Source organism: Pseudonocardia acidicola, from assembly GCF_012911935.1.
Classification (GTDB): Bacteria; Actinomycetota; Actinomycetes; order Mycobacteriales; family Pseudonocardiaceae; genus Pseudonocardia; species Pseudonocardia acidicola.
In genome coordinates this window covers 39090-62041 of the sequence record NZ_JAAXLA010000022.1, presented here as the reverse complement: position 1 = coordinate 62041, position 22952 = coordinate 39090, and the positions used below count along the sequence as shown (strand labels likewise).

General features: G+C 71.5%; 20 protein-coding genes. 18 read left to right on the top strand and 2 right to left on the bottom strand.

Annotation, left to right across the window (positions count from 1 at the left end; translation table 11 throughout):
• Positions 1-2: 2 nt before the first annotated feature.
• Positions 3-1550 carry a PucR family transcriptional regulator gene (locus HF526_RS14040; protein WP_169381866.1) on the bottom strand — a complete coding sequence of 516 codons (1548 nt, stop codon included), beginning with the start codon at positions 1548-1550 and terminating at the stop codon, positions 3-5.
• Between the two features lie 194 nt (positions 1551-1744).
• Between HF526_RS14040 and HF526_RS14035 the strand changes: the two genes are divergently transcribed.
• The 10 genes from HF526_RS14035 to HF526_RS13990 all read left to right on the top strand — a co-directional run bounded on the left by HF526_RS14035 (position 1745) and on the right by HF526_RS13990 (position 13733).
• Entirely contained in the window at positions 1745-2743 is a 999-nt protein-coding gene (locus tag HF526_RS14035) for an LLM class flavin-dependent oxidoreductase (protein ID WP_169381865.1), read from the top strand.
• A gap of 47 nt (positions 2744-2790) precedes the next feature.
• Positions 2791-3858, top strand: a complete 1068-nt coding sequence (locus HF526_RS14030) for a DUF917 domain-containing protein (RefSeq protein ID WP_169381864.1) — start codon at positions 2791-2793, stop codon at positions 3856-3858.
• A complete protein-coding gene (locus HF526_RS14025; RefSeq protein ID WP_169381863.1) occupies positions 3851-5416 on the top strand; it encodes a hydantoinase/oxoprolinase N-terminal domain-containing protein in 1566 nt (521 codons plus the stop codon). The genes HF526_RS14030 and HF526_RS14025 overlap by 8 nt, the downstream gene beginning before the upstream one ends.
• A gap of 168 nt (positions 5417-5584) precedes the next feature.
• Positions 5585-6457 (top strand): FAD binding domain-containing protein, encoded by an 873-nt coding sequence (locus HF526_RS14020; protein ID WP_169381862.1) that lies wholly within the window; start codon positions 5585-5587, stop codon positions 6455-6457.
• Between the two features lie 5 nt (positions 6458-6462).
• The gene (locus HF526_RS14015) at positions 6463-6930 is read left to right on the top strand and encodes a 2Fe-2S iron-sulfur cluster-binding protein (protein ID WP_169381861.1); all 468 of its coding nucleotides are present in this window, start codon (positions 6463-6465) and stop codon (positions 6928-6930) included.
• Positions 6927-9209, top strand: a complete 2283-nt coding sequence (locus tag HF526_RS14010) for a xanthine dehydrogenase family protein molybdopterin-binding subunit (protein ID WP_169381860.1) — start codon at positions 6927-6929, stop codon at positions 9207-9209. The genes HF526_RS14015 and HF526_RS14010 overlap by 4 nt, the downstream gene beginning before the upstream one ends.
• Positions 9210-9365: 156 nt before the next feature.
• Positions 9366-11771 carry a xanthine dehydrogenase family protein molybdopterin-binding subunit gene (locus HF526_RS14005; protein WP_338051468.1) on the top strand — a complete coding sequence of 802 codons (2406 nt, stop codon included), beginning with the start codon at positions 9366-9368 and terminating at the stop codon, positions 11769-11771.
• Positions 11768-12643 carry an FAD binding domain-containing protein gene (locus HF526_RS14000; RefSeq protein ID WP_169381859.1) on the top strand — a complete coding sequence of 292 codons (876 nt, stop codon included), beginning with the start codon at positions 11768-11770 and terminating at the stop codon, positions 12641-12643. Before HF526_RS14005 ends, HF526_RS14000 begins: the two co-directional genes overlap by 4 nt.
• Positions 12640-13116: a (2Fe-2S)-binding protein gene (locus HF526_RS13995; protein WP_169381858.1), complete on the top strand. Its 477-nt coding sequence runs from the start codon at positions 12640-12642 to the stop codon at positions 13114-13116. Before HF526_RS14000 ends, HF526_RS13995 begins: the two co-directional genes overlap by 4 nt.
• A gap of 344 nt (positions 13117-13460) precedes the next feature.
• On the top strand, positions 13461-13733 hold the full coding sequence (locus tag HF526_RS13990; protein ID WP_169381857.1) for a hypothetical protein: 273 nt from the start codon (positions 13461-13463) through the stop codon (positions 13731-13733).
• 293 nt (positions 13734-14026) lie between these two features.
• Here the strand turns inward: HF526_RS13990 and HF526_RS13985 are convergent, their stop codons facing one another.
• Complete coding sequence (locus HF526_RS13985; RefSeq protein ID WP_211177191.1) at positions 14027-14578, bottom strand: MarR family transcriptional regulator; 552 nt, start codon at positions 14576-14578, stop codon at positions 14027-14029.
• A 448-nt stretch (positions 14579-15026) separates the two neighbouring features.
• Between HF526_RS13985 and HF526_RS13980 the strand changes: the two genes are divergently transcribed.
• The 8 genes from HF526_RS13980 to HF526_RS13945 all read left to right on the top strand — a co-directional run bounded on the left by HF526_RS13980 (position 15027) and on the right by HF526_RS13945 (position 22945).
• The gene (locus HF526_RS13980; RefSeq protein ID WP_169381856.1) at positions 15027-16043 is read left to right on the top strand and encodes an SDR family oxidoreductase; all 1017 of its coding nucleotides are present in this window, start codon (positions 15027-15029) and stop codon (positions 16041-16043) included.
• The gene (locus HF526_RS13975) at positions 16040-16393 is read left to right on the top strand and encodes a hypothetical protein (protein WP_169381855.1); all 354 of its coding nucleotides are present in this window, start codon (positions 16040-16042) and stop codon (positions 16391-16393) included. The genes HF526_RS13980 and HF526_RS13975 overlap by 4 nt, the downstream gene beginning before the upstream one ends.
• Position 16394: 1 nt before the next feature.
• Positions 16395-16874 carry a hypothetical protein gene (locus HF526_RS13970; RefSeq protein WP_169381854.1) on the top strand — a complete coding sequence of 160 codons (480 nt, stop codon included), beginning with the start codon at positions 16395-16397 and terminating at the stop codon, positions 16872-16874.
• A gap of 2 nt (positions 16875-16876) precedes the next feature.
• Positions 16877-17632 carry a gluconate 2-dehydrogenase subunit 3 family protein gene (locus HF526_RS13965; RefSeq protein ID WP_211177190.1) on the top strand — a complete coding sequence of 252 codons (756 nt, stop codon included), beginning with the start codon at positions 16877-16879 and terminating at the stop codon, positions 17630-17632.
• Positions 17625-19406 (top strand): GMC family oxidoreductase, encoded by a 1782-nt coding sequence (locus HF526_RS13960; RefSeq protein ID WP_169381853.1) that lies wholly within the window; start codon positions 17625-17627, stop codon positions 19404-19406. The genes HF526_RS13965 and HF526_RS13960 overlap by 8 nt, the downstream gene beginning before the upstream one ends.
• Positions 19403-19699 (top strand): PDZ domain-containing protein, encoded by a 297-nt coding sequence (locus HF526_RS13955; protein WP_169381852.1) that lies wholly within the window; start codon positions 19403-19405, stop codon positions 19697-19699. The genes HF526_RS13960 and HF526_RS13955 overlap by 4 nt, the downstream gene beginning before the upstream one ends.
• Positions 19700-19755: 56 nt before the next feature.
• Entirely contained in the window at positions 19756-21534 is a 1779-nt protein-coding gene (locus HF526_RS13950; RefSeq protein ID WP_169381851.1) for a glycoside hydrolase family 15 protein, read from the top strand.
• A gap of 295 nt (positions 21535-21829) precedes the next feature.
• Positions 21830-22945: an MGDG synthase family glycosyltransferase gene (locus HF526_RS13945; protein ID WP_169381850.1), complete on the top strand. Its 1116-nt coding sequence runs from the start codon at positions 21830-21832 to the stop codon at positions 22943-22945.
• Positions 22946-22952: the final 7 nt, after the last annotated feature.

Below are 22952 nucleotides of genomic sequence, written 5' to 3'. Positions count from 1 at the left end.
CCTCAGCCCTCGACGGACGCCTCCGGTCCGCGGCGGAGACCTCCGGCGCAGTGCGACATCGACTGGGCGTAGCAGGCGAGGTAGACCGCGAGGAACTGGTTGGGGTCGTCGAGGTCGACGCCGAGCACGCCGAGAATCCTGTTGATCCGATACGTGACGGTGTTGCGGTGCAGGTACAGCTGCCGGGAGGTGCGGCTGACGGAGCGGTTGTTCTCCAGGTAGACCCGCAGCGTCGTGCTGTACTCCTTCTGCCTGGCCTCGCCGAGATCGGCCAACGGTGCGAAGAGGTCGTCGACGCTCTGGCGCACCGAGCTGGACGAGTACCACTCGACCAGGAGCCGGCTCAGGCCCGGCGCGTCGAAGAGGACGGGTTCGTTGGACGCGCCGCGGAGGCGGGCGCTCTGCAGGGCCGCGTCCGCCTCGGCTCTGGAGGCGCGCAGCCCCTGCAGCCCCTCGTGCGATCCGCCGATGCCGCACAGAATGTGCACACCGGGGAACGACTCGAGGGCGCGATCGAGCACGGTCTGCACCGCTGAGCGCAGCCGCCGCAGGCCGGCCGGGCCCTCGGGGTGATTCCCGGTTCGCAACAGGAGCATCCCGCCGGCTCTCGGCGCCATGGTCCAGCGCCCCTCCTGCTGCGATGCGGTCTGCGCGGCCACCCGGCTCACGGTCTGGGTGTAGCGGTAGGCGGTGACCGGATCGTCCTCGGCGAGGGCGAGGAGGTTCGCGAACTCCAGGATGATCACCTGGTTCCATCCCTCGACGCGGACCCCGATGTCCGCCGCCCTGCGCAGCAGCGGGCCGCTGTCGTCGGTTCCGGGATCCAGCAGCTGGTTCAGCAGCTCGCCGGCCGAGAGCATGCACAGCTGCTCGGCGCGATCGGTCTCGATGGAGCGTTTCGTCATCGCGGCGCAGAGCCGCCACATCGACAGCTCCGCCAGCGAATCCTCCGAGGTGACGGTCGGCTCCCGCTGCAGCCAGGGGCCGTCCGGTTCGGTCATCACGGCCGGGACGCCGCTCAGCCGAGGATCACGGCTGCCCAGCGTCAGGCCGAACAGCTCGGCGGCCCCGCTGTCCCGCACCAGGTCCTCATCGCTGATGTCACCCGTCTCCAGCCGATCGATGTCGCGGCACACCCGGATCGCCCGCTCCAGCAGCGTCGGAAGCTGCGCATCGAGCATCCGGATGACGGTGCTGAGTAGCTGTGTGACGTCGGCGGAGCGGGTGAGCCGGACCAGCGGAAGGTCCTCGCGCCGGGCCAGCGCGAGGGCGCTGAGTGAGGGCCTCGGGGCCTCGGCCTGCAGGACCAGGCCCGCGACGTCACCCAGCCGCCGTAACGCCACGTCGAGCTTGTAGCCCTGCGCGTGCTGGGAGGCAGTCCGGCTCAGCAGGACCAGCGCCTGCCGGGGGCAGCCGTCGAGCTCTCTGAGGTCCTCGGCCAGCCAGACGGAGTGGATCTCCCGATCGGCCGACCCGGCCAGGAGCTCGGCGAGGCCGGGCTCGGAACGTTCCAGCTCTGCGAGTACGCCCGCGACGGTCGGCCGAACCATGACCCACTCTCACACTGTGCTGGACCCACAATCAAGCCCCTGAACATGTGCAGGTTGCCCATGGTTCACCCGCGCCCTCGCGATTAGCGTCACGGCACACCGGCGGGGCTCCCGACCGGTGGCGGCCTCGGCCCGGCTCGGGCTGGCCTCACAGGCGGCCCGCGGAAACGAAGCGGACATGAAAGGGGCGGTTCGTGACGGACGACCGTCGGCTCGGCATCCTGCTGCTCAGTACCACCGCTCCGGAGCGTCTCCCGGGGCTGGCCCGGCTGTGCGAAGGGCTCGGCTTCGACGAGATCTGGCTCGCCGAGGACTACTTCTTCTACGGCGGCTTCACCGGCGTCGCGCAGGCGCTCACGGCCACCGAGCGGATCCGGGTCGGCCTCGGCATCATGTCGTGCGTCGCTCGCCACCCGGCCGCGGCGGCGATGGAGATCGCCTCGCTGGACCGGGCGTTCCCGGGCCGGTTCGTACCGGGTATCGGCCACGGCGTTCCGTCCTGGGTCAGGCAGATGGGCCTGACGCCCCGCTCGCCGATGCGGGCCCTCGAAGAAGCCGTCACCGGGATCCGCGCCGTGCTCACCGGTCGCGAGCCCTACACGGCCGAGGGGGAGTACTTCACCTTCGGTGACGTCGCGCTGGTCCACCCGCCGCTGACCGATGTCCCGTTGTACCTCGGGGTGATCGGTGAGAAGGGCTGCGAGCTGGCCGGCCGGATCGCGGACGGAAACGTGCTGTCCGTGCTCGCCCCGACCGAGTACGTCACCTGGGCGCGGTCGCTCGGGTTGCAGGGCATGAGCCAGGCCGGCCGCACCGGCTCGTTCAGCGTGCCGACATACGTGCTGACCGCCGTCGACAACGACCGCGACCGTGCCAGAGCCGCCGTCAAGCAGTCGCTGGCCTTCTACCTCGACGCGGTCGGCCCGACGCCACTCACCGGCTCCATCGGCATCAACGACGCGGTGTCCGCCCTGATCGCCGCAGGCGGCTACGACGCGCTGCTGGAAGGGATGCCGGAGGACTGGATCGATGTGCTCGCCATCTCGGGCACCCCGGACGAGGCCGCGGCCCGGATCGAGCAGTACTGGGCGGCCGGGGCGGACTGCGTGATCCTGTCCCCGCAGCCCGCCGACTCGCTCGAGACCCAGCTCAAGCTGATCGCCGCCGAGGTGCTGCCGAGGCTGGCCCGGTGACGGCTGCGCGAGATCGCGGACGGCCGGGCCTCGCGGGGACGACAGGCATGCGCATCGACCAGGGCAACCTGCCCGCGCTCTCGCTGGGCTGCACGGTGTTCGCCGGTGGAGGTGGCGGCGACCCGCGGATCGGCGAGCTGATGGCGATGGAGGCGATCCGCGAGCTGGGCCCGGTGGAGGTCAAGCCCCTGGACGCCTTCGGCGACGACGACCTGATCATGCCCTGCGGCATGATCGGGGCCCCGACCGTGATGGTGGAGAAGATCCCCAACGGCGCCGAGGGCCGGGTCATCCGCGAGGCGTACGAGCGCCAGTTCGGCCGGCCCGTCGCCGCGGTGATGCCGTTCGAGATGGGCGGAATCAACGGGGTCCTGCCGGTGGCGTGGGCCGCCTATGCGGGCCTGCCGCTGCTGGACGGGGACTTCATGGGCCGGGCCTTTCCCGAGCTCCAGATGCTCACCCCGCACCTGTACGGGATCCCCGGGTCGCCCGCGGTGATCACCGACGAGCGTCTGCAGACCGTCGTCTTCAACACCCGGGACAACATCTGGCTGGAGAAGCTCGTCCGCAACTGCGTCGCCTCGCTCGGCGGGTCGGCCTGCGGCGGGCTGTATCCCATGACCGTGGGGCAGGCGCGGCGGCCGATCATCCCGGGCACGGTGAGCAGGGCGGTCCGGATGGGCGAGGCGATCCGGCGCGGCGGTGAGGAGCCGATCGACTCGATCGCACAGGTCGCGCCCGTGATCCGCCTGGGGCAGGGCAAGGTGGTCGACATCGAGCGGCGCACCAGTGGCGGGTTCGTCCGCGGCTCCGCGCTGGTCGAGGGTCTCGGCGCCGACAAAGGCCGGTTGTTCCGGCTGGAGTTCCAGAACGAGAACCTGGTCGTGCTCGAGGACGGAGAGCCGTTGGCGACGGTCCCGGACATCATCACGCTGCTCGACATGCACACCGGGCACGGGATCGTGACCGAGGGCACCCGGTACGGCCAGCGGATCGAGATCGTGGCATTCCCCTCGCCCCCGGTGTGGACCACCGCGGAAGGGCTGGCAGCCGTCGGGCCCCGCGCGTTCGGTTACGACTTCGACTTCGTCTCGGTGGTGGATCGCTATGCGTGAGCTGGGTGGCCTGCGGGTCGGGATCGACGTCGGCGGCACCAACACCGACGCCGTCATCCTGGACAAGGAAGATCGGCTGTTGGCGAAGGTGAAGCACCCCACCACCCCCGACGTGACCACGGGGATCCTCTCGGCGCTCCGGCGCGTCCTCGAACAGCTGGACGGGGCAGCCGGGAACGTCAGCCACGTCATGCTGGGGACGACGCACGCCACCAACGCCATTCTCGAGCGGCGCAACCTCAACCGGGTCGCCGTGATTCGGCTCGGCGGCCCGGCGACGCTCTCCATCCCTCCGCTGGCCGGCTGGCCGCCGGATCTGAAGGCCGCCATCTCGTGCGGGGAGACGATCGTCGACGGCGGGGTCGAGATGACCGGCGAGCCGATCGTCCCGCTCGACGAGGACGCTGTGCGCCGCTTCCTCGACGGCGTGCGCGAGCAGGCCGAGGGGGTGGCGATCTCCGGGGTCTTCTCGCCGGTGCTGTCGGATCAGGAGTACCGGGTCGAGGAACTGGTCCGGGAGGTGCTCGGCGACATCCCGGTGTCGCTGAGCCACGAGATCGGTTCCCTGGGGCTGCTCGAGCGGGAGAACGCCTGCGTTCTCAACGCGGCGCTGGTCGGGGTCGCGGCCCGGGTCACCGCCGGGCTGAGCAACGCGATGAGCGCCAACGGGATCACCGCCGAGGCCTACATCGCGCAGAACGACGGCACGCTGATGAGTCTGGACTATGTCCGTCGCTATCCCATCCTGACCATCGGCAGTGGGCCCACCAACAGCATGCGCGGAGCCAGTTACCTGACCGGGGCGCTGGACGCCCTGGTCGTCGACGTCGGTGGCACGTCGACCGACATCGGGATCCTCATCTCGGGGTTCCCGCGGGAGTCGTCGACCGCCGTCGAGATCGGCGGGGTCCGGACGAACTTCCGGATGCCCGATCTCGTGTCGCTGGCGATCGGCGGCGGAACGATCCTCGGCGAGTCCGACGGCACGGTCGCTCTCGGTCCGGGCAGTGTCGGTTATCGGCTGTCGACCGAGGCACTGGTGTTCGGCGGCGCGGTCCCGACCATCACCGATGCGATCGTCGCCTCCGGGCGCGCGAGCGGGATCGGCGACGCCGGTCGAACCACCGGGTTCGAGGAGCTGCTGCTCCGGGCGATCACCGCCAGCGACGCCCGGATCGAGGACGCGGTCGACCGGGTGAAGACCTCCGGTCGAGAGCTCCCGCTGATCGCCGTGGGTGGTGGCAGCGGGCTGATCCCCGAGACGCTGGAGGGCGTGGCCGGCGTGCACCGGCCGGAGAACTACGACGTGGCCAACGCGATCGGCGCGGCCATCGCGTCGGTGTCCGGGGAGCTCGACCGGGTGTTCGCCTACGGCAAGGACGGCCGGGACGAGGCCATCGCCGAGGCCGTGCAGCTGGCTCGGGACGAGGCGATCCGGGCCGGTGCGGACCCCGCTCATGTGGAGGTGGTCGAGGTCGAAGAGGTGCCGCTGGCGTATCTCACCGAGCCGGTCGCCCGCATTCGGGTCAAGGCGGCGGGGCCTTTGAAGATCCATTAGGGCCGACATGTATCCGTCGTGTTTCGGGCCGGTATCGGCGCGCGGTCGCTGCATCCGCAACCGTGCAACCTGCACAAGAATGACTGTGAACCCATCGAACCGGCACATGGCTCGAATGCCGGGCCATTCCTAGATTGGCCCTACTCGACCGACTCGGAAGGAGGTGTCATGGAGCTACGCACGACCGACTCCCTCGACGAAGCCCTCACGGTGCTGGGCGGCCGAGGGGACGAGTGTCAGGTCCTCGCCGGCGGTACCGACGTGATGATCCAGCTCGCCCGCGGGGAGATCACTCCCTCGGTCCTGCTCCACGTCGAGAAGATTGCTGAGTTGCGGGGGATCGATGCGAACGGCGCCACTCGCCTCGGCTCGCTGGTGACCCATCGTGACCTGGCCAAGGGCGTGCTGGGCGCGAGGTTCCGCTCGATCGCCGAGTCGGCGTCCACCGTGGGTGGGCTGCAGACGCAGGTGGTCGGCACGATCGGCGGGAACGTCTGCAACGCCTCGCCTGCCGCGGACACGCTGCCTGCCCTGCTCGTCCACGACGCCCGGGTCACGCTGCGCAGCAACGCGGGGAGCCGGACCGTGCCGGTGCAGGAGTTCGTCGTCGGACGGCGGACCACGACCCGTGCACCGGACGAACTGCTCACCGAGATCATCCTGGCCGACCCGGGCGAGGCCGGCGGCGACGTCTACCTCAAGGTCGGCAGGCGCAGCGCGATGGAGGTGGCGATCGTCGGGCTGGCGATGCGCCTGGCGTTCGAGCCCGACGGCACCGTGCGTGACGCCCGGATCGCGCTGGCCTCGGTCGGCCCCCGCTCGCTGCGATCGGCCGATGCCGAGGCGGCGCTCGTCGGCAGCCGGCTCGAGCCGGCTGCGCTGGAGGCGGCTGCCTACGCCGTCCTGCTCGACATCACGCCCGTGGACGACCTGCGCGGGACCGCGGACTACCGGCGGCGGGTGATTCCCGGGCTGCTGCAGAGGGCGGCCGGGATCTGCGCGCAGCGAGCGGGACAGTCCGCCCCGGACGGCGAAGGGTGAGAGTGGTGGAAGTCAACTTCACGGTCAACGGCAAGCCTGCGCGGGCCGAGATCGACCCCGCGGAGACGCTGCTCTCCGTCCTGAGGGAGCGCCTGCGCCTCACCGGGACCAAGGAGGGCTGCAGCGAGGGTGAATGCGGCGCATGCACCGTGCTGATCGACGGTCTGCCGGTGGACTCGTGCATCTACGCCGCCGGCGCGGCCGAGGGCCGACAGATCGAGACGGTCGAGGGGATGACCCGCGACGACCTCGGCCGTGACCTGCAGGCCGCGTTCGTCGCGGCCGGGGGTGTGCAGTGCGGGTTCTGCACGCCGGGGTTCATCACCACCCTGGTCGCCGTCCTGCGCGAGGACGACGCGCCGTCCGAAGAAGACCTGCGGACCGCGCTGGCGGGCAACATCTGCCGCTGCACGGGCTACAGCCAGATCCTCGACGCGGTCGCCGCGACGGTTGCCGGGAGGAACGGACGATGACGGTCATCGGTGAACGGGTCCCGCGCTCCGACGGACGGTCCAAGGTCAGCGGCGAGGCCGTCTACGGAGTCGACTACTCCGAGCCCGGCATGATCTGGGGCGCCCTGCTGCGCTCCCCGGTGAGCTCGGGGCGGATCACCCGCCTCGACACCGCCGCGGCCTCGGCGATGCCCGGCGTGCACGCCGTCCTGACCGCGGCGGACGCGCCGGACACCTACGCGGGCTGGGTGCTGCGGGACCAGCGGCTGTTCGCCGCCGACGTCGTGCACTACGAGGGCCAGCCGGTCGCCGCGGTGGCCGCCGACACCCTGGCCCAGGCACGCGCGGCCGTCGCGGCCATCGAACTGGAGATCGAGCCGCTGCCGGCGGTGGTCGACCTGGCCGAGGCCATGGCCCCGGACGCGCCACTCGTCCACCCGGGCTGGGAGGCGTTCGTCCCGACCGCAGGCGAGGACTTCCCCCGCCGCGGCAACATCGCCGCCGAGTCGATCTCCGACCCACCCGGGGTCGACGAGGCGTTCGCCGAGGCTCACCGGGTCATCGAGGACGAGTTCGTCGCACAGCGCCAGTACCAGGCCTACATCGAGCCCAAGAGCGCCGTCGGCATCTTCCGCGACGGCCGGTACACCGTGCACACCGCCCATCAGTTCCCCTACAACGTGCGCGACCGGGTGTCGCAGTTCCTCGACGTGCGGCCCTCGGCGGTGCGGGTGGTCGGCCACACCATCGGCGGCGGGTTCGGTGCCAAGCTCGACGCCGGACTGGAGCCGTACGCGGCGCTGCTGTCCCGGGCCGCGGGCGGGCTCGCGGTCAAGCTGGTGAACACCCGCACCGAGGACCTGCTCACCTGCCCCAGCCGCGAGAACGCGATCACGCGGCTGCGCTCCGCGGTCGACGAGGACGGGAACGTCCTCGCCCGCGAGCTCGAGGTGATCGCCGACAACGGGGCCTACAGCGGTGAGATGCCGTGGCTGGCCAGCATCGCGCTGCACTGTGCCCGCGGCGTCTACCGCGCCGGTCCCACCCGGGTCATCGCGCGGCTGGTGTACACGAACACCGCCCCCACCGGCGCGTTCCGCGGCGTCAACGGCACCTACCTGTACCACGCGGTCGAGCGGCACACCGACCACATCGCGTCCGAGCTGGGGCTCGACCGGCGGGAGTACCGGCTGCGGCACCTGTTCACCGACGGTGAGGAACTGCTCAACGGCCAGGTACTGCACGACGCCGGCATCCTGCGGAAGGGATTCGAGGCCATCGAGACCGCCGCGCCCTGGGCGGAGCTGCAGGCCGGCAGGCGTCCCTACCGCGGCATCGGGATCGGCGCCGCGTGGTGGCTGACCAACCCCATGCCCGGCACCGCAGTCGTCAAGCTGCACGAGGACGGCACCGCCGCGGTGATCACCGCCGCCACCGACAACGGATCGGGCGCGGTGTCGATGGGCGTGACCCAGATCGTCGCCGACCGCCTGGGCATCCCACCGTCCGATGTGTACGTCACGATGCCGGACACCGACGTCGCCGGGTTCGATGCGGGGTCACAGGGCAGCCGGACCACGCGGATCGTCGGCAAGGCGTCCCAGATCGCCGCCGACGAGGTCATCGAGAAGCTCAAGAACGTTGCCGCCGGGCTGCTCGAAGCGGCTGTGGACGACCTGGAGGTGGCCGACGGAACCGTGCGGGTCAAGGGCGCGCCGGGCAACGCCCTGCCGATCGCCCAGGTCGCCGTCACGGCGACCAACACGGTCGGCCCGATCCAGGGCACCGGCTCGTTCGTCACGCCGTTCCCCGACTTCAATCCGGGGTGCGCGACGGGACTGATGCTGCCCTCGTTCCCGACCCCGACCTACCACGTGCATCTCGCCGAGGTGGAGGTTGATCCGGTGACCGGCACCGTGCGGGTGCTGCGCTACCTGGTGGCCCAGGAGGTCGGCCGCATCATCAGCCCCGACGGCACCTACGGCCAGGTGATGGGCGGGGTCACCCAGGGCATCGGCTACGCCCTGCACGAGAGCCTGCGGATCGGGGACGACGGCCGCTACCGCGAGCGAACGCTGGAGAGCTACCGGTTGCCGCTGGCCGTCGACGTCCCCCGGGTCGAGTTCTTCGCGCTCGAGCACCCCGACCCGGACGGCCCGGCCGGTGCCAAGGGCGTCGGGGAGGGCCCGGTCCTGCTGCCGGCCGCGGTCATCGCCAACGCGGTCAGCGACGCGATCGGCAAGCCGCTGAACAGCATCCCCATCACCCCCGAGGAGGTCCTCGCGGCGATTCAGAGTTGACACAGACCCACCCCGATCCGCGAACAGCGGCGGAGCACCTCGGTCTGGTGCGCCGCCGGCTGAACCGGCCACGGTCCCTCCGCAGAGCCCGAGGGGCCAGGCCGCCGTATGCCTCCGCAGTACTGGTGATTCGAGGAGCGACGAGGAGCTCGCGCCATGACCATGGTTGAACCCGTTCAAGATCAGGTTCATAGTCCGAACCGGTACACCGGCAACCGCATCCGGCGTACCGAGGATCCCCGCCTGCTGGCCGGTCGAGGGATGTTCATCGACGACGTCGAAGTGCCGAAGATGATCGAAGCAGCGGTCCTGCGCAGCCCCCTCGCGCACGCCCGCATCGTCAGCATCGACACCAGCCGGGCCCGTGAACTGCCCGGGGTCTTCGACGTCATCACCGGGAAGGATCTCGCCGCCGTCGCCGGCCAGCAGCCGGTCATCTGGCTCCCGATCCCGGAGCAGCGGATCGCGAAGACGCACGCCCTGGCCGTCGACCGCGTCCGGTGGGTCGGGCAGGCGGTCGCGGCCGTCGTCGCGACCGACCGCTACGTCGCCGAGGACGCGCTCGAGCTGATCGACGTCGAGTACGAGCCGCTGCCGGTGGTGGCGGACCTCGACGCGGCGCTCGCGCCCGACGCGCCCAAGCTGTACGACGACTGGCCCGACAACGTCAGCGGCTCGCTCACCTACTCCAACGGCGACGCCGACGAGGCGTTCGCCTCGGCCGATCTCGTGGTCGAGGGCAGCTTCACGCACGGCCGTGCGATGGGGTGCCCGCTGGAGCCGCGCGGCTGCATCGTGAACTGGGACTCCTTCTCCGACACCCTCGACCTCTGGCTGTCGACCCAGGCGCCCAACCTCGCCCGCGACCTGCTGTGCGAGGTCTTCGGCGTACCCGTGCACAAGATCCGCATCCGGACGCCCGACCTCGGCGGTGGCTTCGGCAACAAGTTCGACTTCTACGGTGAGGAGGTCATCGCCGCCGTCCTGTCCCGGCGCACCGGCCGCCCGGTCAAGCTCGTCGAGGACCGATCGGACAGCTTCGTCGCCACCGGTCACTCGCGCGACCAGCGCCTCGACTTCGAGATGGCGCTGCGCAGCGACGGCACCATCCTCGGCCTGCGCGGGGTCTCCTACGGGGTCCTCGGCGGCGCCTTCAGCACCGTCGGCTCCGGACCGCCGTGGGCGTCCGTACTGACGTGCATGGGGCCGTACAAGATCCCCAACCTCGACGTGACGGTCAAGGTCGTCGTGACCAACCGGGCGCCGTATGGTTCCTACCGGGGCTGGGGGGCGCCCAAGGGCAACATCGTGCACGAGCGGCTCATCGAGTTCGCCGCCCGCGAACTGGGGATGGACCGGGCCGAGATCCGGCGCAAGAACTTCCCCGCGCCCGAGGAGTTCCCCTACTTCAGCGGGGCTGCCTTCACCTTCGACAGCGGCCGGTACGCCGACTGCCTCGACCTCGCGATGAGCAAGGTCGAGGAGCTGGGCTGGCGGGAGCGCCAGGCACAGGCCCGGGCCGAAGGGCGCTCCGTCGGGATCGGCTACTCCTTCCACATCGAACCGAGCGGCTACGGCCCCAGCCGGATCATGAACCTGGTCGGCCTGCAGCACTCCGGCTTCGACGAGGCCACCGTCCGGATGGACTCGGTCGGCAAGGTGACGGTCTTCTCGGGCCAGATCAACATGGGGCAGGGCACCCACACCACCTACGCCCAGATCGCCGCGGACGCGCTCGGCGTCCCGATGGACGACGTCGTCGTCGTCACCGGCGACACCGACTCGTGCCCCTTCACCGGGTACGGCACGGGCGGCAGCCGGGGCGCTCCGCTCGGCGGTGCCTCGATCCTCCGGGCCAGCACGCGACTGCGCGCGAAGATCCTCCGGGTGGCCGCCGAGCTGCTCGAGGCATCCCCGGACGACCTGGAGATCGAGAACGGCGAGATCAGCGTGCGCGGCACGACCGGCAAGTCGGTGTCCACCCGCGACGTCGGGGACGCGGCCTACCGGCGGCTGCTGGACCGGCTGCCCGAGAACGAGATGCCCACGCTGGAGGAGGTCGACGTGTTCGACCCGCCGAACATGGCCACCTCCTACGGCTGCACGGTCCTGCTGGTCGAGGTCGACCGCGAGAGCGGGATGGTGTCGCTGCTCGACTGCCTGCAGGCCCACGACTGCGGCACGGTGATCAACCCGATGCTGGTCGACGGCCAGCTCGCCGGCGGCCTGGCCCAGGCGCTGGGCGGCGCGCTGCTCGAGGAGCTCGTCTACGACGAGGAAGGCCAGCTGAAGACCGCCAGCTTCATGGACTACCTGCTGCCCACGGCGATGGACATCCCGCCGTTCCAGTTCTTCCACCAGGAGACGCCGGCACCGGACATCCCGGGCGGCGTCAAGGGCGTCGGGGAGGCAGGCACGATCGCCGGTGTGTCGCTGGTCGCCAGCGCCGTCGACGACGCGCTCAGCGACCTCGGCGTGAAGGTGACCCGGTTCCCGATCACCCCGCCCCGGCTCCTCGAGCTGATCCGTGAAGCCCAGTCGCGCAAGGAGGGGTCGGCATGAAGCCCCCGGCCGTCAAGTACGCCCGTGCGGGCGATGTGCAGGAAGCGGTCGCGCTGCTGCGCGAGCACGGGGCCGACGCCAAGGTGCTCGCCGGCGGACAGAGCCTCGTGCCGCTGATGAGTTTCCGGCTGGCCCGCCCGTCGATCCTGATCGACATCAACCGCGTCGGCGAGCTGGACTACATCCGTGAGGACAACGGAAGCCTGCTGATCGGAGCCATGACCCGGCAGCGTGACGTGGAGATCAGCCGGACGGTCGCAGACGCCGTCCCGTTGCTGCCGCAGGCGCTCCACCACGTCGGGCACGTCACCAACCGCAACCGCGGAACGATCGGCGGCAGCCTGGCCCATGCCGATCCGGCCAGCGAGCTCCCGGCCCTGGTCACCGGCCTGGCCGGCGAGCTGGTGGTGGAGGGCCCGAAGGGTTCGCGCACCATCGTGGCCGAGGACTTCTTCGTGGGGACGTTCACCACGGCGATGGAACCGGACGAGGTGCTGGCCGCGGTCCGGCTGCCGCGCCTGCCGGCCGGAACCGGGGTCGCCGTCGAGGAGCTGGCCCGGCGGCACGGGGACTTCGCCATCGTGGCCGCGATGGCCGCCGTGCATCTCGGGTCCGACGGTTCGGTCGATCTGGTCCGGCTGGCCGCGAGCGGAGTGGACTCGGTTCCCGTTCGGCTGCACGCGGCGGAGGCCGTCCTCGCCGGCGCGCAGCCGACCGCGGAGGTGATCGACGCCGCCGCGGCGACGGTGGCCGACAGCATCAACCCGACGGGCGACGTCCACGCGCCCGCGTCCTACCGCCGGGACATGGCCCGGCTGCTGGTCAAGCGGGCCGTCGCAGCGGCCGTCGAGCGGAGTGGGGTGCAGGCATGAGCGACAAGCAGACGGTCTCGGTCACCATCAACGGCCACGTCTACACGGCGGACTGCGAGCCACGGCTGACGCTGGCGGACTTCATCCGCCACACGTGCGGGCTCACCGGCACGCACCTCGGGTGCGAGCACGGGGTGTGCGGTGCCTGCACGATCCTCGTGGACGGGCGCACCGCGCGGGCGTGCTTGATGCTGGCGGTCCAGGCGGACGGCAGCACGATCACCACCGTGGAGGGCCTGGCCGACGGGGGTGAGCTGAACCCGCTCCAGGAGGCCTTCTGGGACAACCACGGCCTGCAGTGCGGTTTCTGCACCCCCGGGATGCTCATGTGCGCGACCGAGTTCCTCGAGAGCAACCCGGACCCGACGGCCGAGGAGGTGCGGGAGTGCATCTCCGGCAACCTCTGCCGGTGCACGGGGTACGACTCCATCGTGAAGTCGGTGCTGAGCGCGGCGGAGAAGCTCCGGAGCTGACTGTCGAGGCCTCGGGCCCGCGGAGCCGCCCGCGGGCCCGAGGTGCACGACTGACGCCCGCGGCTCACCGGCTGGTGGCCGGGCCGTTCGTACGGCGTGCTGGTGGTGAAAGCGGAGCAAGGTTGTGCAATGCGGGGAGTGGTCCGGGTGGCGGGAACAGACTGAGCAGCGGAGTTCGGCGGTCCTGGCGGAGATCGCCCTGGACTCGCCGGGGGAACTCGCGGCAGCCGGACCGAATGCCGGTGGCCTCGGCGTCCTGGGCATGAGAGGGCTGCCGGCCCCCGTCAGCCGCGAACAGATTCGCGAGACGCGCGCTCACCGGCAAACCGGTCGGTGTCGACATCATGGTGCCGTTGGCGGGTGAGGATGACGCGCAGGTCGAGTGTCGCCTCGAGGAAGAGGTGCCGGCCCTCGTCTTCTTCCGGGTGGTGGACAGGTCGCGCAGCCGCGATACAACGTCTTCATGTCGATGGAAGGCTTCGAAGGCGACTTCGGCTGCGGTGGTCGTAGACAATCCTGGTCGACAATCCTGGTCGCTGACCAACGACGTGAATCCGGCCGCCGACATCGTGCGAACCCTGGCCGGAGGCGTCGAGGCGATCGGGCGTCCGGTCTGACGCGAGTCCCGTTGATGCGGCACTGCACTCCTCGCTGACAGCTCGCCGAAGGCCAGGCGCTAACGCATTCAGGGACAAGCGGCAGAACGTCGACCAGTCGGAGATTGCGCGCCGGGCAGGTTGCGTGGCTTCGAAGGGGCTGCGCCCGGGCGGTAGCTGGGCGCGGACGCTGTGCGCTGCGGCGAGGCCGTCCTCGGTGCGGCGTCGATCGCGCCCGACGCGCAGAGCCTCGGGGTGCGCTGCTCACGAAGGCGCGCGGGCCGGCCCGACGCGCCGGGCGCGTCGGAGTCGCCCTACGCCGCGGAACCGTCGGGGGCGGTGCCGCCGAGCGGTTGTTCGGTCGTCCAGCCCAGGGCCCAGGCCTTGGTGTCGGGGATCTCCCCGGCGGCCCTCGCGAAGGCACGCAGAAGCGGTACGAGGCGGCGCCGTCGGGCGGGCGACATCTGTTCGAGAACGCCACTGATGGCCGTGCGCCGCTTCTCGTTCATCGTGTCCACCAGGTGACGTCCGTCGCGGGTGAGTTCGAGTACGAGGTTGCGGCGGTCGGTCGGGTCGTCGCTGCGATGCAGCAGACCTGCGGTGACCAGGCGGTCACAGGCCCGGGTGGCGTTGGAGGAGTGCACCCCGAGACTCTGCGCGACGGCGGCGAGGTTCAACGGCCCGCGGCTGGCGATCATGACCAGGACCCGGAGCTGGGGCAGTGTCACCTGCTCGTTGACCTCGGCGACCGACTGTGCGGCGATCGCGACGAAGACCCGGGCCGCAAGCATGATCGCATCGATCTCCTCGCGGGTGGGCCGGTCGCCGTCGCCTCGCCCGGTGTCGTCCATGTCGGGAGTGTCCATCACTGCTCCGTCCTGGGCCAATCGCCCTGGCAGCTGCCCGGCCACCATCACATTGCCTCTGCGTAATAGCAACTATTGCGATTACGCAGAGGCTGGAGCGGGCATGCAGCTATCAGGTGACGGCAGCGAGAGAGGAGGAAGCGTGGCAGGGCGGACCGTTGCGGACCAGCTGGACGAGTGGGGTGCCGAGACTCCGTACCCGGACCCCGTAACCCCGGAAATCGGTCTGACAGTGCGCGATGACGTGGCCCGCCGCTCCCAGGTGGGGGAGACATGAACCCGCCGGGCCGGGACGGCCCGCTGCGGGACTCCGACATCTCGGTGGAGGTGTCCCGCGCCGGGATGCCCGTCGTGCGGGTGCGCGGGGCCCTGGACCTGGTGGCGGCCCCCCGAAGCCGGCCACTACCGCGGGACAGGAACGCCGGAGACAGAGCGAGGAGTGCCAGCGATGACGGGTGATGGCAGTCAGGTGGTGGTGGTGACCGGGGCCAGCGGTGGCATCGGCCGGGCCACCGCGCGGGCGTTCGGTGCCCGTGGCGCGAAGGTGGCACTGCTTGCTCGCGGTGAGCGTGGGCTGCGCGGTGCCGCCGGCGACGTCGAGGCCGCGGGCGGCACGGCACTGCCGATCGAGGTCGACACCGCCGACCACGCGCGGCTCGACGCGGCCGCCGAGCGGATCGAGCGTGAGCTGGGACCGATCGACGTCTGGATCAACGTCGCGTTCACCTCGGTGTTCGCGCCGTTCACCGAGATCGAGCCCGATGAGTACCGGCGGGTCACCGAGGTCAGCTACCTCGGCTACGTCTACGCCACCCGGGTGGCGCTGAACCGGATGCTGCAGCGGGACCGCGGCACGATCGTGCAGGTCGGTTCGACGCTGGCCTACCGCGGGATCCCGCTGCAGTCGGCCTACTGCGGGGCCAAGCACGCCATCCAGGGCTTCCACGAGTCGCTGCGCTGCGAGTTGCTGCACGACAAGAGCAACGTGCGCGTGACGATGGTGCAGATGCCGGCGGTGAACACCCCGCAGTTCTCCTGGGTGCTGTCCCGGCTGCCCCACCACGCCCAGCCGGTGCCGCCGATCTACCAGCCGGAGATCGCTGCCCGGGGTATTGTGTACGCCGCTGACCACCCGCGACGGCGAGAGTACTGGGTGGGGGCAACGACGGCCGCCACGTTGATCGCGAACAAGGTCGCGCCCGGCCTGCTCGACCGCTACCTGGCGAGGACCGGGTACTCGTCGCAGCAGACGGGGCAACCACGCGACCCCGATCAACCGGCCAACCTGTGGGAGCCGGCGGACGGGCCGAACGGGCGCGATTTCGCGGCCCACGGCGCATTCGACAACCGGTCGATGGGTAGCAGCTACCAGCTGTGGGCCTCGCAGCACCACGGGGTCCTCGGCGCGTTCGGCGCGGGCGCTGTCGCGCTGCTGGGCCTCGGCCTACGGCGGGCCCTGCGATGACGGACGCCGCAGTCGTGTCCGTGCTGCGGGCCGTGTGGGGCGCCACCCTCCTGGCTGTCCCCGGTCGCCTGCTCCGCCTCGAGGGGCAGCCCCGCACGAGCGGCAACGCCCGCGCCGTGCTGCGGATTCTCGGGCTGCGACACCTGGGCCAGGCCGCGGTCACCGTGGGCTCTCCGCGCCCGCGGGTGCTCGCCCTCGGGTCGGCGACCGATGGCCTGCACGCCCTGACCGGGGTCGCGTTCGGCGCCGTCGCCCCCCGCTGGCGGCGCGTAGCGCTGCTCGACACCGCGATCGCCACCGGGTTCGCCGTCGCCGGCGCGCTCGGCGCCCGCATGAGTCAGAGGAGTTGAAATGACCGTCCGGAGAAGGCGCGCCGTCGACCACGGCGCCGCCACCGACGCCGATCATGCCGTCGACCGCCTGGTCCGGAACGTGGAACACGGCCGCTTCGAGCGGTCACTGTCCGGGTTGACCGCGGCGTCCGCGCTGGTGACCGGGGCCGAGGTCTACCTCGAGCACTACAAGGCCAGCTTCGGCAACAAGTGGATGTGGAGCCCGGTGCTGCTGACCCCGCCGCTGGTGGCGGCGGGGATCGCCGGGGTCTTCTCGCGGCGGTGGGCCAAGACCGCGCTCCCGGTGGCCGCCGGGTTGTACGCGGCGGATGGATTGCTGGGGGAGTACTTCCACATTCGTGGGGTGGCCCGCAAGCCGGGTGGCTGGAGACTCGCCTCCTACAACGTGCCGATGGGGCCGCCGATCTCCGCGCCCGGGCTGATGGCCATGGTCGGTGGGATGGGTTTGCTCGCGGCGATCCTCCGCCGGGAGGTGTGAGGGTGGCGGACACCGACGAGCCCGACCCCCGGCATGGCGAACACCTGCCCAGGCTGCGCCCGGGCAGGCAACCGCCGCCCCCGTCGTGGCTGCCCCGCCAGCGCCGTGGCACGACCCCGCAGATGATCGGCCGTTACCCGGACTTCGACGTCCTGGACGCCGCCGATGCCTGGGACGACGCGACGAGGCGGGTGGTGATGGCCCGGTTGGAACCATCCGGTCCGCTGCGGTTCTTCACCCCCGCCGAGGAACCGACGCTGCGCGCGTTCTGTGACACCGCACTGGCCCAGGACGCCGACCCGCGGGTGCCGGTCGCGGAGATGGTCGACGCCAAGCTCGCCGCCGGACGCCTGGACGGCTACCGGTACGCCGACATGCCCGACGACCGCGACACCTGGCGGCTGGCCCTGCGCGGGCTGGACCACACCGCCGACCAGGGATACCGGACGGGCTTCGCCGGCTGTACCGCTGAACAGCGCGAGGCGATCGTCGGCGAGTTCGCGGCCGGTCGGTTGGTCGGGGACGCCTTGGACGAGCTCGATGTGGCCCGGGCGTGGTCGGTGGTGATGCGGGCCGTGCTGTCGGAGTTCTACTCCCACCCGTGGGCCTGGAACGAGATCGGTTTCGGCGGCCCCGCCTACCCGCGCGGCTTCCTGCGGCTGGGCGGGCCCGGACGGGAAGGGCCCGGAGTCCGGGAACCGTTCGAGTCCCCCGGCGCGTTCGCCGACGACCCCGTGCGGAGGAGGACCGATGGGTGACTTCTGGCGTGGCCTGCTCAAGGGCGCGGTCGGGCCGCGGGACAACGACTCGAGGTTTCTGCTCGACGTGCACGCCCGCGACCTGCCCGGGGAAGCCACCATGCGCCGCTACCGCGACGACGACGAGGTCGATCTCGTGATCGTCGGCGCCGGAGCGGGCGGCTCGGTGCTGGCCCAGCGGCTGGCCCGCCGCGGTTGGACGATCGTGCTCCTGGAGGCCGGCCCGTTCTGGCATCCCGACGAGGACTGGGTGTCCGACGAGGCCGGCAGCCACTCGCTGTACTGGACCCAGCCGCGGATCATCGGCGGCGCCGACCCGGTCGAGCTGGGCAAGAACAACTCCGGGCGTGGTGTTGGCGGGTCGATGGTCCACTACGCCGGCTACACGCCGCGGTTCCACCCGTCGGACTTCTCCACCTACCGCGATGACGGTGTGGGCGCCGACTGGCCGATCGGCTACGAGGACCTGCGCCCGCACTACGAGCGCGTCGAGCGCGAGCTGCCCGTCGCGGGCCAGGACTGGCCGTGGGGATATCCGCACCGCTACCCGTTCTCCCCGCACCCGGTGTCGGGGGCCGCGGCGAAGCTGCGCGAGGGCGCCCTGCGCTGCGGGATCGAGATGCGCGTCGGGCCCGTGGGCATCGTGAACGGCACGTTCGGTAATCGGCCGCACTGCATCTACCGCGGGTACTGCCTGCAGGGCTGCAAGGTCAACGCCAAGGCAAGCCCGTTCGTCACGCACCTGCCCGATGCGCTCGCGCACGGCGTGGAGATCCGCGCGAATTCCATGGCGCTGAGCGTCGAGATCGACGCCACCGGGCGCGCCCGCGGCGTCGTGTACGCCGACGAAGCAAGCGGCCCGCACCGGCTGCAGCGGGGCCGGTCCGTCGCCGTGGCCGGGTACTCCATCGAGACGCCGCGGCTGCTGCTGGCCTCGACCAGCCGCCGCCATCCACACGGGCTGGGCAACAACACCGACCAGGTCGGCCGCTACGTGATGGTGCAGGGCGCCACCCAGGCCGCGGGTCGGTGGCCCGAGGAGATGCGGATGTACAAGGCACCGCCGCCGGAGATCTCCAGCGAGCAGTTCTACGAGACCGACCCCGCTCGGGGCTTCGCCCGCGGGTTCTCGATCCAGACCGTGTCGCCGCTGCCGATCGGGTGGGCCGAGCACGTGCTGGCCGACGGGCACTGGGGCCCGGCGCTGCGTGAGTACATGCGCGACTACAACCACTGGGCCACCGTCGGCGTGCTCAACGAGCTGCTTCCGCACCCCGACAACCGGGTCACCCTCGCCGACGAGATCGATCCGTACGGCCAGCCGGTCGCGCGCATGGACTACACGCTCGGCGAGAACGACAAGGCCAACATGGTCCACTCCACGAAGGTCATCACGGAGATCCTGGACGCCGGGGGCGCACAGGACGTGCTGACCATCCGGAGGTTCGCACACCTCATCGGGGGTGCGCGGATGGGCGCCTCGCCCGAGCACAGCGTCGTCGATGCGAACCAGCGGGTGTGGGGCGTCCCGAACGTGTTCGTCGCCGACGGCTCGGTCTGCCCGACCCAGGGCGCGGCCAATCCGGCACTGACGATCATGGCGCTGGCCTCGCGCCTGGCCCAACGAATGGCCGACGGCTCCGCCTTGGCCGGCGACCCGCCACACGCTCCGGACACGTCCACCCGATCACCAACGGCATCGGGTTCGCCATCCCGAGCAACGTCGTCACCGACATCGCCGGGGGGCTCGTCGCTCACGGCGGCCACGTCGTGAACTCTCACCGGGCCGAGTTGGGCGTCGGTGTCGTCGGCGTGGTCGGCCAGAACGGGCGGCCTGCCGGTGCCGGTGGCGTCGATGTCGTGGCCGGCGGGCCGGCGGCGAAGGCCGGCGTGTCGGTCGGTGAGGTCGTCACCTCCGTCGACAACACGCCGGTGCGAAGCACTGCCGACCTGTCCCGGGTCCTCGCAGCGACGAATCCCGGCCGGTCCGCACCGCTGACCGTCGTGAACCCGCAGGGCAGGACTACGGCGGTGACGGTGACACTCGGCCGGTTGCCGGGGAGCTGAACCGTGCCCACGGAGCCGGAGCCGTCCCGTGGAGACGACGACCTAGGAGGGCAGACATGGATTCACAGTCGCAACCGCACGTATTGCGGGAGTACACCCTGCTGGCCGACGGGGAGCGCGGGGCCCTGGTCGGGCCCCACGGGGACGTCGCGTGGATGTGCGCACCGCGGTGGGACTCCGACGCGGTGTTCTCCAGCTTGATCGGGGGGCGCGGTTGTTACGCGGTGACCCCGACCGGCCGGTTCGTGTGGGGCGGCTACTACGAGGAGGGCAGCCTGATCTGGCGGTCGCGCTGGGTCACCGAGACCGGGATCGTGGAGTGCCGCGAGGCCCTGGCGTTCCCCGGGGACGCGCACCGGGCGGTGATCCTGCGCCGGATCGTCGCGGTGCAGGGTGGTGCCCGCGTCGAGGTCACGCTGGAGCCGGCCGCCGGGTTCGGCCGCCGGCACCTGCGGGAGTTGCACCGCGACGACGAGGGCCGCTGGGAGGGCCGCGTCGGGGACCTGCGGCTGCGCTTCAGCGGCGGCGCGGGGGCCGCGGTGGTCCGGTCCGGTCAGGGCGGCCGGCGCCTGGTCACGACCATCGGCCTGCGCGAAGGCGCACACCACGATCTGGTCCTGGAGTTGTCCGACGGCGAGCTGGGGGACAGCCCGCCGGAGCCCGACCGGGCGTGGGCGGCCACCGAGGCCGCGTGGCACGAGGTGGTGTCCGGGGTCGGCGAGACCCTGGCCCCGCGCGACGCGCGGCGCTCCTACGCCGTGCTGCGTGGGCTGACCGGGTCCGGCGGTGGCATGGTCGCGGCGGCCACGATGAGTCTTCCCGAGCGGGCGGAGCAGGGCCGCAACTACGACTACCGCTACGTCTGGATCCGCGATCAGTGCTACGCCGGGCAGGCCGTTTCCGCCGACGGGCCGCACCCGCTGCTCGACGATGCGGTCCGGTTCGTCGCCGAGCGGATCCTGGCGGACGGGCCCGATCTGAAGCCCGCCTACACCATCGCCGGGGTGTCGGTCCCCGACGAGCGCTCACTGAACCTGCCCGGTTATCCCGGGGGCTACGACATCGTCGGCAACCATGCCAACGCCCAGTTCCAGCTCGACGCGTTCGGCGAGGCGCTGCTGCTGTTCGCCGCCGCGGCCCGGCACGACCATCTGGGCACCGACCACCACAAGGCGGTCATCGCCACCGTGGCCGCCATCGAGCAGCGCTGGTGCGAGCCCGATGCCGGGATCTGGGAGCTGGACGACCGGCACTGGACACACTCCCGGCTGACCTGCGCGGCAGGCTTGCGCGCGATCGCCGCCGCCGGAGCCGCCGCCGTGGACGCCGCCGCCTGGAGCGCATTGGCCGACGCCATCCTGGCCGATGCCGCCGCCGACTGCCTGCACCCCGCGGGGCACTGGCAGCGCGCGCCGGGCGACCCCCGGGTCGACGCGGCCCTGCTGCTCCCGGCGATCCGTGGCGCGCTGCCCGCCACCGACTCACGGTCCCTGGCCACCCTGGACGCGGTGGAGAGGGAGCTGGCGGACGACGGCTACCTCTATCGGTTCCGGCACGACGCCCGGCCGCTCGGTGAGGCCGAGGGTGCCTTCGTGCTGTGCGGATTCCTCATGGCGCTGGCCCGGCACCAGGTGGGCGACGCGGTGGCCGCGGTCCGTTGGTTCGAGCGCAACCGGGCCGCGTGCGGCCCTCCCGGGCTTTTCTCCGAGGAGTACGACGTGGCGCAGCGCCAGCTGCGCGGCAATCTGCCGCAGGCTTTCGTGCACGCCCTGATGTTCGAGACGTCGGCCCGCCTTGCCCGCCCCTGGCAGGACACGGCAGGCCGGCCGCACTGACAGCTCGACGACGTCTCCGGACCGCGGCCGAATGGCCGATCCGTGACGATGCCACTCGCCGACCAGGCCGGCGCCGCCCGCACCTCGGCCGCACGGACCGCCGTCGGCACACTGGCGGTAGCGATTGCGACCCTGCTGCTCAACAGTGCCCGCATGCCGCATCCACCCGCAGCATCCGGCACGTTGATCGTCGCTCCCGAGCTCACGCGGAGCCCCGTCCGATTGGCGGTGGTGTCTGCGGCCGTCCTCCTCATGGCGCGAACACGATGATCCCGGGATCGGGTGGGAGGCGACGATGAGCGCACGTGTGGTTGCGCCCGGTCCGTGGTTGATCCTCAGCGCCGGTATGGGTGCAGGCCACGACCAGGTCGCCCATCAGCTGGCGGCCCGGATCCGCGACCGGGGTGGGCGGGTGCTCGTCCTGGATCTGCTCGAGGTGTTGCCCGCCGGTGTGGGCCGGGGGATTCGCAGGGGGTATTCCGGCATGCTGCGGGCGGCGCCGTGGTTGTACGAGGCCATCTTCCGGGTCTTCTTCGACGAGCACCGGTTCTGCCGGCCCGGGACCTACCCGCTCGACGCGCTCGCTGCGCACCGCCTGCGGTCGATCATCGAGGGGCACCGGCCGTGCGCGGTGGTCTCCACGTTCCACCTGGCCGCGCAGACGGCGGGTCGGATGCGCAGGCGGGGCGGGCTCGACGCCCCGAGTGTCGTCGTGATCACCGAGCCGGCCGCGCACCGCCAGTGGCTGCATCCGGAGACCGACATGTTTCTGTGCCCCTATCCATGGGTTGCGGCGCAGGCCCGCGAGCGGACGGGGCGGCCGGCGTGCGCGCCGGGCCCCGTGGTCGGCGAACGCTTTCACGGGCCGGCCGACGCGGCCCGGGGCCGTCGCCTGATGGGGTTGCGTGCCGGCGAGGACGCCGTGCTCGTCTCGGCCGGATCGTGGGGGGTCGGGGAGGCCGCCACGACAGCGAGGTGGGTGGCGCGACTGGAGGGGGCGCGTCCGGTCGTGCTGTGCGGTCGCAACGAACGGTTGCGCCGGCGGATCGCCGGGGTGGCCGGCTGTGTGGCCCTGGGATGGCGTGACGATCTTCCTGACCTGTTCGCCGGGAGCGCGGTTCTCGTGGACCAGTCCGGGGGCGGCACCTGTGCCGAGGCGTTCGCCGCGGGCCTGCCGGTGGTGGTGCACCGTCCGCTGCCGGGCCACGGTCGGCTGGGTGTGCGGGCGCTGGCCGAGGCGGGGGTGGTGTCGATGGCGCCGGACGGTCCGGCGCTGCTCGAGGCGGTGGATCGGTTGCGTCGGCCGTGCGGCGTGCGCGAGGCGCAGTTGGCCCGGGCGTCGGCGGTGTTCGTCCACGATCCCGTGGAGGTCCTGGTGCGATGGGTAGCCGCGCGGCGCACTCGTTTCTGAGCGGCGC

Excerpts from the sequence above, each read along its gene's own strand:
- HF526_RS14005 (WP_338051468.1), top strand. The coding sequence starts at position 9,366 with ATGACCATGGTTGAACCCGTTCAAGATCAGGTTCATAGTCCGAACCGG.
- HF526_RS13985 (WP_211177191.1), bottom strand. The coding sequence starts at position 14,578 with ATGGACACTCCCGACATGGACGACACCGGGCGAGGCGACGGCGACCGG.
- HF526_RS13995 (WP_169381858.1), top strand. The coding sequence starts at position 12,640 with ATGAGCGACAAGCAGACGGTCTCGGTCACCATCAACGGCCACGTCTAC.
- HF526_RS13950 (WP_169381851.1), top strand. The coding sequence starts at position 19,756 with ATGGATTCACAGTCGCAACCGCACGTATTGCGGGAGTACACCCTGCTG.
- HF526_RS14020 (WP_169381862.1), top strand. The coding sequence starts at position 5,585 with ATGGAGCTACGCACGACCGACTCCCTCGACGAAGCCCTCACGGTGCTG.
- HF526_RS13960 (WP_169381853.1), top strand. The coding sequence starts at position 17,625 with ATGGGTGACTTCTGGCGTGGCCTGCTCAAGGGCGCGGTCGGGCCGCGG.
- HF526_RS13945 (WP_169381850.1), top strand. The coding sequence starts at position 21,830 with ATGAGCGCACGTGTGGTTGCGCCCGGTCCGTGGTTGATCCTCAGCGCC.
- HF526_RS13980 (WP_169381856.1), top strand. The coding sequence starts at position 15,027 with ATGACGGGTGATGGCAGTCAGGTGGTGGTGGTGACCGGGGCCAGCGGT.
- HF526_RS13975 (WP_169381855.1), top strand. The coding sequence starts at position 16,040 with ATGACGGACGCCGCAGTCGTGTCCGTGCTGCGGGCCGTGTGGGGCGCC.
- HF526_RS14000 (WP_169381859.1), top strand. The coding sequence starts at position 11,768 with ATGAAGCCCCCGGCCGTCAAGTACGCCCGTGCGGGCGATGTGCAGGAA.
- HF526_RS14040 (WP_169381866.1), bottom strand. The coding sequence starts at position 1,550 with ATGGTTCGGCCGACCGTCGCGGGCGTACTCGCAGAGCTGGAACGTTCC.
- HF526_RS13990 (WP_169381857.1), top strand. The coding sequence starts at position 13,461 with ATGGTGCCGTTGGCGGGTGAGGATGACGCGCAGGTCGAGTGTCGCCTC.
- HF526_RS14030 (WP_169381864.1), top strand. The coding sequence starts at position 2,791 with ATGCGCATCGACCAGGGCAACCTGCCCGCGCTCTCGCTGGGCTGCACG.
- HF526_RS14010 (WP_169381860.1), top strand. The coding sequence starts at position 6,927 with ATGACGGTCATCGGTGAACGGGTCCCGCGCTCCGACGGACGGTCCAAG.
- HF526_RS14025 (WP_169381863.1), top strand. The coding sequence starts at position 3,851 with ATGCGTGAGCTGGGTGGCCTGCGGGTCGGGATCGACGTCGGCGGCACC.
- HF526_RS13970 (WP_169381854.1), top strand. The coding sequence starts at position 16,395 with ATGACCGTCCGGAGAAGGCGCGCCGTCGACCACGGCGCCGCCACCGAC.